The organism is Waterburya sp. (genome assembly GCF_058530065.1).
On the sequence record NZ_JBZNBU010000134.1, the window covers coordinates 1 to 15,084 of the forward strand.

General features: G+C 38.7%; 18 protein-coding genes. 5 read left to right on the top strand and 13 right to left on the bottom strand.

Annotated features, from left to right (window positions below):
* The 4 genes from cysS to AC33VI_RS08825 form a co-directional block, all read right to left on the bottom strand.
* A partial coding sequence (cysS, locus tag AC33VI_RS08810) for a cysteine--tRNA ligase (protein ID WP_491781893.1) occupies positions 1–1,081 on the bottom strand: 1,081 nt, incomplete at its 3' end.
* Positions 1,082–1,245: 164 nt separating this feature from the next.
* Positions 1,246–2,736 carry an Asp-tRNA(Asn)/Glu-tRNA(Gln) amidotransferase subunit GatB gene (gene gatB / locus AC33VI_RS08815; RefSeq protein WP_491781894.1) on the bottom strand — a complete coding sequence of 497 codons (1,491 nt, stop codon included), beginning with the start codon at positions 2,734–2,736 and terminating at the stop codon, positions 1,246–1,248.
* Between the two features lie 53 nt (positions 2,737–2,789).
* Positions 2,790–3,836, bottom strand: a complete 1,047-nt coding sequence (locus AC33VI_RS08820) for a M42 family metallopeptidase (RefSeq protein ID WP_491781895.1) — start codon at positions 3,834–3,836, stop codon at positions 2,790–2,792.
* A gap of 36 nt (positions 3,837–3,872) precedes the next feature.
* Positions 3,873–4,217 (bottom strand): sll0565 family protein, encoded by a 345-nt coding sequence (locus tag AC33VI_RS08825; protein WP_491781896.1) that lies wholly within the window; start codon positions 4,215–4,217, stop codon positions 3,873–3,875.
* A gap of 50 nt (positions 4,218–4,267) precedes the next feature.
* On the opposite strand from AC33VI_RS08825, the gene AC33VI_RS08830 reads away from it, so the two are divergent.
* A complete protein-coding gene (locus AC33VI_RS08830) occupies positions 4,268–4,567 on the top strand; it encodes a DUF6439 family protein (RefSeq protein ID WP_491781897.1) in 300 nt (99 codons plus the stop codon).
* A 63-nt stretch (positions 4,568–4,630) separates the two neighbouring features.
* Here the strand turns inward: AC33VI_RS08830 and AC33VI_RS08835 are convergent, their stop codons facing one another.
* The 5 genes from AC33VI_RS08835 to AC33VI_RS08855 form a co-directional block, all read right to left on the bottom strand.
* On the bottom strand, positions 4,631–4,987 hold the full coding sequence (locus AC33VI_RS08835) for a Spx/MgsR family RNA polymerase-binding regulatory protein (RefSeq protein WP_491781898.1): 357 nt from the start codon (positions 4,985–4,987) through the stop codon (positions 4,631–4,633).
* 18 nt (positions 4,988–5,005) lie between these two features.
* Positions 5,006–6,079 carry a hybrid sensor histidine kinase/response regulator gene (locus AC33VI_RS08840; RefSeq protein ID WP_491781899.1) on the bottom strand — a complete coding sequence of 358 codons (1,074 nt, stop codon included), beginning with the start codon at positions 6,077–6,079 and terminating at the stop codon, positions 5,006–5,008.
* A 79-nt stretch (positions 6,080–6,158) separates the two neighbouring features.
* Positions 6,159–7,469, bottom strand: a complete 1,311-nt coding sequence (locus AC33VI_RS08845; protein WP_491781900.1) for a sensor histidine kinase — start codon at positions 7,467–7,469, stop codon at positions 6,159–6,161.
* A gap of 10 nt (positions 7,470–7,479) precedes the next feature.
* The gene (locus AC33VI_RS08850) at positions 7,480–7,911 is read right to left on the bottom strand and encodes a response regulator (RefSeq protein WP_491781901.1); all 432 of its coding nucleotides are present in this window, start codon (positions 7,909–7,911) and stop codon (positions 7,480–7,482) included.
* 334 nt (positions 7,912–8,245) lie between these two features.
* Positions 8,246–9,880 carry a PAS domain-containing sensor histidine kinase gene (locus AC33VI_RS08855; RefSeq protein ID WP_491781902.1) on the bottom strand — a complete coding sequence of 545 codons (1,635 nt, stop codon included), beginning with the start codon at positions 9,878–9,880 and terminating at the stop codon, positions 8,246–8,248.
* A gap of 140 nt (positions 9,881–10,020) precedes the next feature.
* Between AC33VI_RS08855 and AC33VI_RS08860 the strand changes: the two genes are divergently transcribed.
* Together AC33VI_RS08860 and AC33VI_RS08865 are read left to right on the top strand one after the other, a co-directional pair.
* The gene (locus AC33VI_RS08860) at positions 10,021–10,764 is read left to right on the top strand and encodes a response regulator (protein WP_491781903.1); all 744 of its coding nucleotides are present in this window, start codon (positions 10,021–10,023) and stop codon (positions 10,762–10,764) included.
* A 242-nt stretch (positions 10,765–11,006) separates the two neighbouring features.
* Positions 11,007–11,369: a response regulator gene (locus tag AC33VI_RS08865; protein ID WP_491781904.1), complete on the top strand. Its 363-nt coding sequence runs from the start codon at positions 11,007–11,009 to the stop codon at positions 11,367–11,369.
* Between the two features lie 15 nt (positions 11,370–11,384).
* On the opposite strand, the gene AC33VI_RS08870 is transcribed toward AC33VI_RS08865, so the two are convergent.
* Positions 11,385–11,744, bottom strand: coding sequence for a Na-translocating system protein MpsC family protein (locus tag AC33VI_RS08870; protein WP_491781905.1), 360 nt, complete (start codon positions 11,742–11,744; stop codon positions 11,385–11,387).
* Positions 11,745–11,775: 31 nt separating this feature from the next.
* Positions 11,776–12,168: a Na-translocating system protein MpsC family protein gene (locus AC33VI_RS08875; protein ID WP_491781906.1), complete on the bottom strand. Its 393-nt coding sequence runs from the start codon at positions 12,166–12,168 to the stop codon at positions 11,776–11,778.
* A 308-nt stretch (positions 12,169–12,476) separates the two neighbouring features.
* Between AC33VI_RS08875 and psb35 the strand changes: the two genes are divergently transcribed.
* Positions 12,477–12,659, top strand: coding sequence for a photosystem II assembly protein Psb35 (gene psb35 / locus AC33VI_RS08880; RefSeq protein WP_491781907.1), 183 nt, complete (start codon positions 12,477–12,479; stop codon positions 12,657–12,659).
* 252 nt (positions 12,660–12,911) lie between these two features.
* On the opposite strand, the gene AC33VI_RS08885 is transcribed toward psb35, so the two are convergent.
* Positions 12,912–13,052: a hypothetical protein gene (locus AC33VI_RS08885; RefSeq protein ID WP_491781908.1), complete on the bottom strand. Its 141-nt coding sequence runs from the start codon at positions 13,050–13,052 to the stop codon at positions 12,912–12,914.
* A gap of 270 nt (positions 13,053–13,322) precedes the next feature.
* Here AC33VI_RS08885 and AC33VI_RS08890 point away from each other — a divergent pair, with 270 nt between their 5' ends.
* Positions 13,323–13,931 (top strand): Crp/Fnr family transcriptional regulator, encoded by a 609-nt coding sequence (locus tag AC33VI_RS08890; RefSeq protein WP_491781909.1) that lies wholly within the window; start codon positions 13,323–13,325, stop codon positions 13,929–13,931.
* Between the two features lie 24 nt (positions 13,932–13,955).
* On the opposite strand, the gene AC33VI_RS08895 is transcribed toward AC33VI_RS08890, so the two are convergent.
* The coding region (locus AC33VI_RS08895; RefSeq protein ID WP_491781910.1) for a cysteine desulfurase family protein at positions 13,956–15,084 on the bottom strand (1,129 nt) is incomplete at its 5' end.

Genomic DNA, 15,084 nt, shown 5'->3' on the forward strand with positions numbered 1-15,084 from the left:
AGGTAGCAAAACCTAGTTTTTCTCCATAGCGATCGCCAAATAATAAACCTTCTTTCAGAGTTGACCAGGCATTAGTCGCACCAGTTAAAGCTTCATCAGTAAAGTCTACAGGCTTGCGATATTGAGCTTGAAGAATAAACAATCGAACAGCCATCGGCTCGTATTTATCTAACAATTCGCGGATGGTAATAAAATTCCCCAAAGATTTGGACATCTTTTTGCCTTCAACGATAATCATGCCGTTATGCAGCCAATAATTAGCTAAAGGCTTGCCCGTTACTGCTTCAGATTGAGCGATTTCGTTTTCGTGATGGGGGAAGGTAAGATCTCCACCGCCTACATGAATATCGATAGTTTCTCCGAGTCTTTCGCGCACCATTGCCGAACATTCAATATGCCATCCAGGACGACCATTTCCCCAGGGAGACTCCCAAGCTGGCTCTCCTTCTTTTGCTGCTTTCCACAAGGCAAAATCAAAAGGATCTTGCTTCTTACGCCAGTCACCTGCGGAGGGAATACCGTCCGCAGTGGTGGCGCGCTTCTTATTAGCTTCGGGATCTTCTACATCTACTCTACCGCTAGCACCAGCTTGCATATCTTCTAATTTTCTCCCCGATAGCTTGCCATATTCGGGAAACTTGCGTACGGAATAGTAAACATCCCCTTGAGATGGATAGGCAAAGCCCTTCTGCTCTAATTCGTATACCAAACGCTTGATGCCATCTAAAGTATGAGTAGCGCGGGGATAAGCATCGGCTTTACCCACACCCAACCTTTCCATATCTTCAAAATAAGCAGCGATATATTTTTCCGATACTGCTTCCATTGATGTTCCTTCTTGGCTGGCGCGATTGAGGATTTTATCGTCTATATCGGTAAAGTTTTGGATGTAGTTTACTTCATAACCACTCCATTGCAAGTAACGACGCACTACATCCCACACCAAGCAAGTTCTCGCATGACCTAGATGGCAATAGTCATAAACCGTAATACCACAGCAATACATCCGCACTTTGTTCTCTTCGATAGTCTTAAAGGTCGATTTGCTACGAGTGAGGGTATTGTATACGGTTAAAGTCATGACTTTGATTAAAGTTGGATTGTGATCGCAACTATTAATTATTCAATATCTACCAAGAATTATCAATCGACTCCATTTTCTCGATCGCAATTCATAATAACAAAAGCGATCGCTTTAAGATGCGATCGCTTTTATCTATAGTCATTTTAAACGCCTAGTGTGAATTAACCTTGTAGTTTTTTGCCTAACAACTGATTGGTTAGTTTGGGATCGGCACGCCCACTTGTTTTTTTCATGACTTGCCCGACAAAGAAACCCTTAAGCTTAGTTTTACCATTACGGAATTGTTCTAATTCCTTGGGATGGGCAGCAATTACCTCATCAATAATTTTCTCAATCTCTCCCTTGTCGGAAATTTGAATTAAGCCTTTTTTCTCGACTAATTCTTTAGCAGAACCGCCTCGTTCTAAAAGTTCGGGCAAGATTTCTTTACCGATTTTACCGCTAATCGTACCTTTATCGATTAAGCCAATTAATTCGGCTAAAACTTCGGGTTTTAGAGCAGTTTCGGCAATTTTAAGGTTATTACTATTCACATAAGCTGCAATATCTCCCATTACCCAGTTGGCTACCTGTTTGGTGTCTCCTCCAGCAGCGATCGCAGCCTCGAAATATTCCGCAGTAGCGCGATCGTCGGTTAAGACTCTGGTATCGTATGCCGATAAACCTAATTCCGATTCGTAACGATGGCGTTTACTAACGGGAAGTTCTGGTAATTCTGCTTTCCATGATTCTAGTTGTTCGGGAGCTACTTCGATAGGAGGCAAGTCGGGTTCGGGAAAATAGCGATAGTCGCTGCTTCCTTCTTTCATCCGCATACTTTTAGTCCGTTGCGTGCCTTCTTCCCAAAGACGAGTTTCTTGATAAATCGGTTCTCCTCGTTCGATCGCTGCGATTTGTCGTTCGATTTCGTAGTCGATCGCTTTTTGGATCGCACTAAAGGAATTCATGTTTTTGATTTCGACTTTAGTTCCGAATTCTGTTTGTCCTACAGGGCGCACGGAGATGTTAACGTCGCAACGTAGCGAGCCTTCGTTCATTTTGCCATCGCTAATACCCAAATAAAGCATAATGCGACGAATTTCTTGGGCATATTCTGCTGCTTCTTTGCCACTACGCAAATCTGGTTCGGAAACAATTTCTACGAGGGGAATTCCCGCGCGGTTGAAGTCTACTAAAGAATAGGTCGAACCATCAATGCGATCGCTCCCTCCGTGAGTGAGTTTCCCCGCATCTTCTTCCATGTGTAAGCGAGTAATACCTATTTTTTTGCGAATGGGTTCGGTATTGGGTTTTTCGACGATTTCAATTTCAATCCAACCATGTTCGGCGATAGGAAGATCGTATTGAGAAATTTGGTAATTTTTAGGCAGATCGGGATAAAAATATTGCTTGCGATCAAATTTACTATAGGGAGCAATTTGACAGTTTAAAGCCAATCCTGCTTTGACTGCATATTCCAATACTTTTTCATTTAAGACGGGAAGCACCCCAGGATATCCCAAACAAATTGGAGAGATGTTGGTGTTGGGATTGTCGCCATCAAATTTAGTAGACTCGCGACTAAAAATTTTAGTTTCGGTACTTAGTTGACAGTGAGTTTCTAATCCAATTATTGCTTCGTACTCTGTCTTAGCTGGTGCAGCACTAGTCATAAATCTTGAACTTAAATAGAAAATGGTTCTCTTATTTTAGTTGATTGGCATGACTACTCAAATTCAAGCTGACAGTATTCGGCTAAAATTTCAAGACAATTGGCGATCGCCCCTAAATGGGCAATTTCGTAACCGTGAGTATTTTGAGTGGGAAAACTCAAACAAGCAGCCCTGGCAACATGACCGAATTTCATGGCGATCGAAGCATCGCTGCCAAAACCGTCTAAGACTGCCAGTTGTAGGGGAATATTAGCTTTTGCTGCTGCGGCGCGAATTTCGGCGTTGAGAAATTCATCGTAAACTCCATAGTTATCTTGTGAGAGTAATACGGGGGCAATTTCCGACTCTATAGGATATTCATCGGCTAGGGGGCAAATTTCTAGAGCAATTAAGGCATCAAGAGTTTGATTTTGAGTAAAATATAACGCGCCAATCGCTCCTACTTCTTCTTTTGCCGATGCGACTAAATATATATCTACAGGAGGTTCGACGATCTTGGCTGCTAAAGATAATAAAATTGCCACAGAAGCTTTATTATCTAGGGTGTAACTAGCAATGTAGTCTTTGAGGCGAAATGGTTGTTTGCGATGTTTGCCGATGACAACTTTTGTTCCTGGGCGCACCCCAAAACTACTTAACTCTTCCAGGGAGCATTTTGTTTCTACCCAAGCATCTTCCCAAGCTAGAGGAGTGTCAACTTGTTGGGCTTTTTGAGGGGATTCATGAGAGACGTGACGCGAACCAAAGGAAAGTATCCCGCTAATAGTGCGATTGTCTCCTAAAATATCTACCACCCCTTCCCCATATACCCAAGGAAAAGAGCCCCCAAGACGACGTACTTGCAAGCAACCATCTGGAGCGATCGATTTAACCAGCATACCAATTTCGTCTTTGTGGGCGGTAATGGCGACTGCCCTTGCGGGATTTTTACCAGGAATTTTCGCAATTATATTACCCGCTCGATCTTGCCAATATTCTAGTTTGAGACTGGCAAACTCGGCTAATAAAGCCCGATCTATTTCCGTTTCAACTCCACTAGGAGAATGATATAAAACTAGCTCTTGGATTTTGGCGAACAGGCGATCGTAATTGGTATTCACTCGGCTAATATATTCTGCTGGACGTTTTTTTTAAGTTTAAGCTGCCCAGACGTGCAAAAACCAACCAATAACAATGCCCAGAAATACAAAACGCACTACTTGCCAGAAAATATCGGGGAGCAAAACACTTTCTAAGCTTAATTCCAAATTGTCTAATTCTGCTTGTAGAGTTTTTAATTCAGTTTTAAGAGGGGGAGGGGAGGATTTCTCTTTTTGTTGTTCTTTTAACTCTTGCTGGCGTTCTTGTATTTGTAATTTCTTAGCGATATCCTGCTTCACTTGGGCGTGACGCTGTTGTAGTTGTTCGAGCGATCGCTCGACTTCCATTAAAACTTTTTCTAAGTCATTTTCCTGAGTATTGGTAGATTTGGGGGAAGACATCGTTAAAATTAGAAGTAACGCATTTTTTTAGCTCGACACGATAATAACTCATGTTTGACGTAACGCCGATATCTAGCAATCAAGATAGAGTCCCTCAGGATTTGACCGATCTCGAACTAGCCCAAGCTTTAGCAGCCAAAAGCGCGATCGCCCATCAAGATTGGCACCGTCTCAAAGGAAATCGCCAAGCTCAAGCCAAACAACAGCTAGCTTCTGCCTTAGTCTTCCTTTTGAGCGATCGCCCCCAAGAAGCTTTAGAACGTATTAATCAAGCTGCGGGATGGTTAGATGGTTCTTTGTCTTCTCCACCTTGCCCCGACGCTCAACGCCATAAAGATAAGCAAAAATAAGGGCTGTAAGGGCTGTAATAAGCTTATTAGTTGGTTTGGGAGTAAGAGAATCTAATATAACGATTAAACTCCTAGTTTGTCTTTAATAACCTCTTCTGAAGCTCTAAAGCCAACTAGTACTGCTTCCTTGTCTTTGACAAATAGAGGGCGTTTGAGTAGCATGGCATCTTGACTAAAGGCTTCAATCCATTGTTCGTCCGTCCAGGTTTTCTTTTCTTCGCCGATCGCCCGATAAGATTTTCCCGAAGTATTGCGCATGGGTTTGTTACCGAGAGTTTTGACCCAACTGGCGATCGCCTCTTGGCTGGGAGGATTGTCTTTAGTATTGATAAATTCATACTCAACATTATTTTCTTGCAACCATTTAATTGCTTTTTTGCAAGTGCCACAATTGGGGATTCCGTAGACTGCGATCGACATAAGTATTTATTTCAACAATTAATATTTAGGCAGAGAAAAACTAAAAATAGTTCCACTTTTAGCCACACCTTGAGCTGACTTGACGGTAAGTTTCCCTTGATGAGCGTGGATAATCTGCTGACAAAGATATAATCCCAAACCTTTACCCGCCCGTCTGTGATTTCCTTGATGATAGCGTTGAAAAATGGCTTGTTGTTCTTGAGGAGAAATACCAATGCCCGTGTCTTCTACAGCAACCATAATCTCTGAATCATTTTGAGACAAAGATATAGTAATCCCCCCCACATCAGTAAATTTAATCCCATTACCAATCAAATTTGTCATGACGCGACGTAATTCTAAGCGATCGCCTTTTATTTCGGGAATATCTCGATCTAAGTCATAATTTAATTCAATCCCTTTTTCGGCAGCTAGAGGTTCGAGTTCGGTAACTATTTCTGTAATTAACTGTTGTAGATTAACAGGAATAAAGCTGAGAGTTTTTTGCCCTAGTTCGTAATGGTGGGTTTCTAAAAGAGTGTTGAGCATCTCTAGCAGATTATTGTTGCTCTTGGTAATATTGGCGATCGCTTCTTGCTGTTCGTCGGTTACTTCACCAAATACTTGTTGCCCGATCAAATCTAGCATTCGGTTTGCTGCCACTAGGGGAGTTCTCAGATCGTGAGTCAAGCAAGAGACAAAATTTTCTCTTTGTTCGATGGTTTCTTTAAGACGCAGCATCGATCGCACTCTAGCTTGCAATTCATCTATTTGAAAGGGTTTGCGAACAAATTCATCTGCACCAGCATCTAAACCCGTTACCAGACTAGATTCTTCTCTGGCGGTAACTAAAAGTATGGGAATAAAAGGAATATTTTTATCTTGGCGAATTCGTCGAGTTACTTCATAACCATCCATTCCAGGCATCATTACATCCAGCAAAACCAGACTCGGAGGATCTTGTTTAATTTGCTGTAAAGCTGTTTTTCCATCATGAGCTACTAGTACTCGGTGTCCTTCTTGTTCGAGGGCTAGCTGAATTAGCAGTAGATTGTCGGGTATGTCATCTACGGCTAATATATAGTTACTATTTGATATTTGGGTAACGGACATTATTAGAGGGAAATTTTTAATTTAAGAATAATAAAAAGATTTTAAAAACTATCTTTTAAAGTAGATGATTTCTGGAAATTTAAGCATCATACTTACGAGGGATTTCTACCGTAAAAGTCGAGCCTTTACCCAATTCGCTAGTAAAGTAAATTTTGCCCCCCATCATTTTAACCAAAGATTCGGAGATTGCTAAACCCAAACCAGTACCTGAATGTTGGCGAGTAAAACTTTGATCTCCCTGACGAAATGCCTGAAAGATTTTACTTGCATCTTCTCGTGTAATACCAATTCCCGTATCTATTACAGAAATACCAATGCGCTCTGGATTTATTTCCCAGACTTTTACTTTCACTTTCCCTTGTTCGGTAAATTTAATTCCATTGGACAGTAAGTTAATTAAAATTCTTTTGGTAAAGTTAGCATCTTGAATTAAAAAAGTGTCTTCTAATTCTATTTCACATACCAAGTCAAGCTGTTTTTGTAAGGCTAAAGAACGTAACTCTTCCACAGTCAGCTTAATTAAAAAACTGAGATCGAATCTTGCAGTTTTGACTTCTAATCTACCCGCCTCAATTTTAGAAAAATCTAGCATTTCATTAATCATATTCAGCAGGCTTTTACTATTATTAAAAATGCGCTGAACTAGATTTTCTTGTTGGTCAGAAAGAGGATCTAACTGTTGGCGTAATAAGAGTTGAGAAAATCCCATAATCGCATTCATCGGCGTGCGTAATTCGTGGGACATAGTAGCTAAAAACTCAGATTTAAGATTATAAGATTCTTGCAATTTTATATTTTGTAATTTTATTTGTTGCTGTTGTCTTTCTAACTCTTTATTTTTTAAAACCAACAACTCATTACTAGCCCGCAGGCGTAAATTGGCAGCTTCTACTGCTTGTTCTGCTTTGCTAAGACGAATCGCGCTATGAATCGCTTTAGTTAGATTATCTACTTCTATTTTATCTTTACTCAGATAGTCTGCTGCCCCTGCTTTCATGATTTCGACAGCAATTTCTTCATCTCCTTGACCAGTTAGAACAATTATCGGTACTTTAATGTCTAAAGATTTAATTTTTTTGATTAATTGCAAACCATCAAGATCTGGCAAGCGATAATCGAGTAATACTAAGTCAAATTTATCGAGCGCAATTTTTGAGACTGCGGCTGAATTAATCTTTGTTTCTGGATTTCTGTCATTAGCAGCTTTTTGTGGAGCAAGATTTGAAGTTATTTTTTTTTGATTAGCAAGGAGAAAAGATATCGCTTCTCGACCATCTCGCACTTCTGTTAACAAGGCTGTAAAATTAGCTTTTTTCAAAGCCCTTTTGACAGTCAAGCGATCTACTTCGTCATCATCTACTAGTAATATCGAAAATTGCTCCTCACTCATAATTTATTATTTAGGGCATTTCACACAACGTCCAATATTTATTCAATGCCACCATAACTTCAGCAAAATTGGCAAAAGTAACGGGCTTGAGAATATATCCTGCAACATTAAGATTGTAAGCCTCTATACGGTCTTTATCTTCATCGGAGGTAGTCAAAACGATCGCGGGAGTACGTTTTAGTTGTTCATCTTGTCTGATCGCTTGCAAAAATTCTAAACCATTCATTTTAGGCATATTTAGGTCGAGCAAGATTAATCTTCTACTTTCTGGTACTTGAGGTGGTTGTCCGTTTTGCGATCGCAACATGGCTAAAGCTTCGACACCATTGCCTGCAACATAAAGAGGATTGGTTATTTTATATTTTTTGAATGCCCGATTGACATTCATTACATCTACTTCATCATCTTCTACCAACAATATATTGATTACTTTTTCTTCCATGAGTCATTTGATAGTTTTATTGGGTGATAAATCTTCAATTATTTCATTAGTGCCAGGATAGAAATACAAAATATTACAGCCGTTTTCAGTTGAATAGCTCTCTGGGAAAATTTACTAGTTCGTAGTTTTTAGTTCATAGTTCTTAGTTCTTAGTTTTTAAAGTTTAATTATGTGGTCTACCCATGTGAAAAGCGCAGTAAAGTTAATTATTATTTACTATAGGATAGTAATAACTCAAGGGTATTTCAGCATCCACTAAAAGATATATTTTAGGGGAAAAAATATCAAGAAAATCTTAGCCGATCTGATTCATTACCGTAATATTTTTTTAAAATTAATTAATTTTCTTCCAGGTAAATCTAAAAGTGCACCCTGCACCTATTTCTGATTCTAGAGAAATTGTTCCCCCTTGATTTTCGACTACTTTTTTGACAATTGCCAAGCCGATACCAGTACTTTCTTTGGTATCTCTGGCTTCTAAGGTTTGAAAAATAGTAAAGATGCGATCTTGATATTGGGGATCGATACCTCGACCATTATCCCCCACGGAAAATTCATAGTAATCATCTAATTCTCGTACGGAAATATTAACTTGAAGATTGTGGCGATCGCCGTGTTTAATAGCATTATCAATCAGGTTGCGAAATACTTGTTGCAAGGGAACTACTTGTGTAGCCAAAACGGGCATATCTTCTTTAATGGAAATCTGACAGTCATCGGGAAGATCTAATAAATCGATTATTTCTGCTAGCATTGCTGCCACATCAACTGACTGCAACTCCCCATTGAGTCTGCCAGCGCGAGAATAATCTAATAAACCATTAATTAAATTTTCTAAACGATGTACTCGACCTCGAAGCAAATTCATATTGTATCGAGTCTCTTCATCCAGCTTGTCGGCTAAGTCTTCTTCGATCCATTCCGATAAATTGGCGATCGCTCGTAACGGTGCTTTCAAGTCGTGGGAAGTAACGTAGGCAAATTGATCTAATTCTTGATTGCGCTGTTTTAAAGTAGCTGTAGTTGCCAATAAGAGGGCATTAACCCGTTCTAATTGATTAGTACGTTCCTTGACTCTATTTTCTAATTCATTGTTTAATTTGGCTAATTCATTGTTTAATTCAGCTAAAGCCTGTTGCGCTTGTAGTCTGTCGGTTATATCTCGCATAGCTACTAGTGCGCCAATTTTGCGATTGTGGCGATCGATTATCGGATCGCCATTAGCCAAGATGGCGCGAGGTCTGCCATTTTTAGGGATAATCATCATCTCAGCATCTCTGACCGATTCTCCTTGTAATGCCCTAAATAAAGGAATGTCTTCCGCAGTCATTGGTGTTTTGCCGTCAGAAAAATAAAGATCGTAATGTTCTGCCCATTCTGAGGCTGGAATCGATTCTTGGGGAAGTCCGTGAAACTCTTTAGTAGCCCGATTAAACAGGGTAAGAACGCCACCCTCGTCGCAAGAGACAATACCATCCGATAAATTATCTAGCAATGCTTTGAGAAAGTTTTTTTCTTGGTCTAGTTCGGTTTCGGCATTTTTACGCTGGGTAATATTAAAACTCGTACCAATGATGCGATAGATCTTCCCCGTCTCGTCTTCCAGGGGATTGAGAGTAGTCAGCCACCAGGTATCTGTGCCTTGAAAGGGCAAACATTCTTCATAGGAAATACTGGCTTTTTCTGCAACACATTGCTGATAATGTTCCTTAACGGTTAATGCGATCGCATCGGGCAAGATTTCTTCAGGAGTTTTACCTTCGACATCCCTAATTCCTGTTAGCTCGATCGCAGCAGAATTAAATCCTCGATAGCAAAAATTACCATCTTGTTGGATATCGACCACAAAAATTGCTTCTCGCACGTTATCGTAAATACTACGTAAAAATTTTTCTTGTTCTCGAATAATTGTCTGTTGTGCTTCTAATTGAGCGACTTTTTCTTGTAATTGTTGGTTTGTTTCGTTCATTTTTTTATTCTTGCCCATAGACGATCGATCGCCATCTCCAGATATACATCTTAGGAAAGATGGAATTAAAAATATAATGTTAGATAGTCTTAATATAGATAGATATTGAATTTAATAGATAAATAATTTCATTGGTAGAGATGAGTAAAATAAGCGTTGTTTTAATTGAAGATCACGATTTGAGTCGTATTGGTTTGTGCGCCGCTCTCAAACAGTACGAAGATGTAGAAATCGTTGATGATGCTGCTAATGGAAACGATGGCTTAAACAAAATCAAGACTCATCAACCCGATGTAGCTTTAATAGATATTGGCTTACCCGATATTGACGGGATTGAAGTTACCCAGAAGCTTAAAGAATATCAAGCAAATAATCCAGATTTTCCGACTAGAATTTTGATGCTAACAATGCACGATAGCGAAGACTCGGTGATGGCAGCATTTGCCGCTGGTGCTGATTCTTATAGTCTGAAAGATGTGAGCATTGAAAATCTGGTAGAAGCTATCCGCGAAACCCATGAAGGGAATGCTTGGATCGATCCTGCGATCGCTCGTATTGTATTAAAACAAGCTCAGTCTACTAAGGTTGAAGCTGTTACTGGAGAAACCCTATCCAGTCCATCGGTCAATGACGACGATACTCAAGCTATTACCGCAGTGGCAGAAGAATACCAGCAATTACTAGAAACATACCCCCTCACAGACAGAGAGTTAGAAGTTTTAGAATTGATTGTAGCTGGTTGTAGCAATGCAGACATATCGGAAAAACTATACATTACTGTTGGTACGGTTAAAACTCACGTCTGTCATATTTTGAACAAATTATGCGCTGACGATCGCACTCAAGCAGCAGTTAGAGCTTTACGAGCAGGGTTGGTTAAATAATGTTACAATTCTTGGTAAAATGTCAGATAATTAATTTATTTAACTTACAACTTAGGACAGTCTTATTTCCATGAGAATCAAGACTATAGTTTCTAACTTAGTTAGATAATTAGAACCAGTTTTCTGGAGGTGCTTTAATTCCGCCTTTAGAGTGCTTCTATATTTTGTAAAATAATTGCACTATATAAATGCACTTACACACCAATTGTAATTTCAGCCAACAATCAAACTGTAAGAGTCCGTTGGTTTTAGTTGTTGATAACGACTACGACAATTTACTATTAGCTGGATGTGTCATCGAATCGATGGGATTTAATTGTGCTATGACCCATGATAGCGAAGACTGTTTGTCTCTAGTAAAGGAATTAGTTCCCGATCTTATTTTGCTGGATATTGTCATGCCAAAAATAAACGGATTAGAAATTGCCCGCAAGCTCAAGCAGGACAAAAATTTATCGGTTATTCCCATCATTGCCGTTACGGGTTTGGCTTATGCTCAAGATCGTCATCGAATATTGAAAGCAGGATTTGACGATTATTTGATTAAACCCTATTTAATCGACAATTTAGAAAAGAAACTTCAAGCTTTGCTCAAAGCAGACTAATTTATTTCTTAGGAGTTACTTAGGTGTAAATTCAAAAATAGCGATCGCTCCTGTAAGATTGTTATTCATAGTTGTATCGGTTAAAAAATCGATAACCTTAACTTCTAAAACTTCTTCAATAATTTTTTTAATTTGAGGATGAATTACCCCATCAACTGTTGTTCTAACTTGTTTGGCTAAATCTCCACGCTGTTTTTTTTGTAATAACTTTTCGGGAGAAGTAATAATTCCTTCTATAAGGATGACTAAAATGCGATCGAATAGTTTATAAGATATATTGTCTAATTTTTGTTCTAATTCTTGGTGATAAATATCTTTAATTTTTGGTATGAGAACCGATTCAATTTTTTGGGACTTGATTGCTTTATTTTTCATCTAAAAGAAGTTGTAACTCTTTCCTAATTGATTATTTTTTGGCTTTGGGTATAGTATCGGGATTACGTACGGTTGGCGTTTGATTTAAAATTACGATAATCCCCGTACGCCCAGTTTCTAAAGTGGCATTGATTAAAAAATCGATTACTTCGACTTGAGTAATGTTTTCAATTAGTTGTTTTAATTCTGGTTGGATCGCATCATCCAAATTAGAACGTACTTCTTCTGCTAAATCGTTTTTCCCTTCATGTACCAGAATTTGTTCTGTACTAGTAATAGAGTCTTCCAAAATTATTGCTAGTTTTGAATCAAAAAATTGACAAGTTACTTTAGAAGGTTGATGTCCTAAATGTTGACGATAAAATGCTCTAACTTTTTGCGAAAGCTCTCTTTCTAATTGTCCAGAAGTTGGTAAATTACTCATTCTTTTTCTTTCGGTTTAGACTATTAATTGTAAGTTGTAGAACAGATGGACTACAAGTCAGCAAATAACAGTGTAAATTAAAGTCCTCTAGTATTTGCGTTTTTACTAGTAGTTTTTAATTTTATAGCTATTTTAAGTTGTGTTTGATGATTATATATTTTTATTATTCTGTTACATTATATGGCTCTGCTGAGAAATGAAGATCTATCTTTAGATTTACAATCTTTTTCTATAAAAAGATAGATGCGATCGCTTTAGGAAATAGACTATTGTGGAAAGTAGTTAAGAAACAAAGAAATATAAATTTCATGAATATTTTATTAGAAGTCATCCCCAGCGAACCTCACTTTCCTTATGCAGCAACTATAGTTTTAGCATTAGGTTTTGTGGCAGCGGTTTCTATTGGTTCGATCGCCTGGTATAACTCCAAACGCCCTGCGGGTTGGGAAGGCAAAGAGCGTCCCGACATCGTTCCTAACATTGATAAATAATTAGACAATTGTGAAACAATTATCTGAGAAATGCTCGATTTAACATAACCATTGGAGAGGATGAATTAAATAGTAGGTAGTAGGTAGTAGGTGAATAGAAGTAAATAGTGTTCTAACTTAAATACGTAATGCTATTTTATTTAAAAATGCTGCCAAACTAATCTTTTTTTGGTGTGAACAAGACTTCAAAGATCGCGAATCTTTGAAGTTATTTTGCTGATTGTTAAATGTTCAATGCTCAATGCTCAATGCTCAATGCTCAATGTTCAATGCTCTGGGATTACTTGTTACATATTCACGAGTCAAGCGATCGCTATATTTGACTAATTGTTCTAATACTTCTGTGGTGGTATTTTCATCTTTTGCTCGCTCGCGAATTTCTTCCAGATTCATTGCCCGATGGTGGCAAATTAACGCTATTTACAAATTAAGAATTACTAACTGTTTTAACATATTAGAAAATATCAAAGATAAAGCGATCGCCCTTCACCAGATAAGAGCGATACTTCAAATTCAAAATTTTCTGGGAATAAAGTTTTCAGGCAAAAATCAGCTTTAGTTTAGTTGAAAATCAGAATTACTCGGTTTAATTTCATTAACCTCTCAGTTTATTTCACTACATTAATGAGATGACGTTTATGGAACTAAAAATTCTTTAAAGAAATGAAATTTTCTAACCCTAATAGTTTACCCGCATCGCTGAGAGAACAAATTTCTTATCGAGATTTAGTTCGGGGAGAGAGGTTGTTTAGGCGAGGGGATACAGCGAAATATTTTTATCTTGTAGAAACGGGAAAAATCTGGATTGTTAGACCAACAATTGAAAATAAGACAGCAACTCTACAATTTACCCAGTCAGGGGATATTATCGGGGAAAATGCTTTTTTTGAAAATGTCTATTCTTGTAGCGCGATCGCCAATGTTCCTTCTAGAGTAATAGTATACGATCGTAGCTTTCTCACTCAGGCGATCGAAAACTATCCCGAATTGCTAGAAGACTTGTTACGCAGATTGACTCAGAAAATTGGCTACTATAAATCTAATCTAGAATTACGAGAAATTCGGACAGCCCATCAAAGAGTGTTGCAATATTTGAAATATGTAGTCGATCCCCAACTTAAAACTATTCATCTTGACTATCCTTTGCAAGATATTGCCCGTCAGTTGGGATTTACCCCAGCAACTCTATCTAGAGCTTTATCTAAGCTAGAAGAAGATGGTTTGATTATGAGAGAGTCGAATTTGATTACTTTAAAAAACGAAGTTAGTTAATCGCCATTGGATCGACTTCAGATTCTAGATTTGGTTGGCTTGACGCAAAGAATTAATAGCAGCGATCGCACTTTTCCCAACTAGCTCTATTTCTTCAGGGGTATTAAATCTACCGATGCCAAAACGCAGAGAAGCGCGGGCTAATTTCTCTTCTCTGCCCAAAGCAGTTAAAACGTGGGAAGGGGCGGTAGATTCTGAAGAACAAGCAGATCCTGAAGATACTGCTACTGTAGGTTGTAGGGCTAATAATAACGCCGAACCATCTACCCCTTCTATACTAATATTGAGATTACCTGGTAGAGATGCTTCAAAATTCCCATTTAGATGTATTCCATCTAAAGATGCAAACATCGACCAAAGTTGTTTTTTCAATTCAAACAGGCGTTGGGATTCCGATGCCATTTCTTCGACAGCAATAGTCAAAGCTTTAGCAAAACCGACGATTTGAGGGGTATAGAGAGTACCCGATCTTCTACCTCTTTCTTGTCCTCCTCCTTGAAGTTGGGAAGCTAGTTGCACCCTAGGATCGCGACGACGAACGTATAAAGCACCAATGCCTTTAGCTCCATAGATCTTGTGGGCGGTTAAAGACATCAGATCGATATTCATTTCCACAACATCTAAAGGAATTTTACCGATCGCTTGGGCGGCATCGGTGTGAAATAATATGTTGCGATCGTGACAGATAGTGCCAATTTCTTTAATGGGTTGCAAAACGCCAATTTCGTTATTAGCAGCCATAACAGAGACTAGAATCGTATCTTCGCGAATTGCTGCCATGAGTTTATCTAGATCCAATAAACCATCAGGTTGTACGGGAAGATAAGTTATTTCAAAACCCAAGCTAGCCAAATATTCACAAGGATCTAATACCGCCCGATGTTCGGTGGCGACGGTAATAATATGCTTGCCTTGATTAAAATAAGCTTCGGCTACTCCTTTAATTGCCAAGTTGTTAGCTTCTGTCGCGCCACTGGTAAACACAATTTCTTCAGGAGTGGCATTAATAATCTCAGCAATTTTTTCCCGAGCTTGTTTCACCGCTGCGCTAGCTTCCCAGCCGTAAATATGAGTATTAGTCGAAGGATTGCCAAAATGTTCGGTAAAATAAGGCAACATTGCTTCTAATACCCGTTTGTCGGTGGGAGTCGTA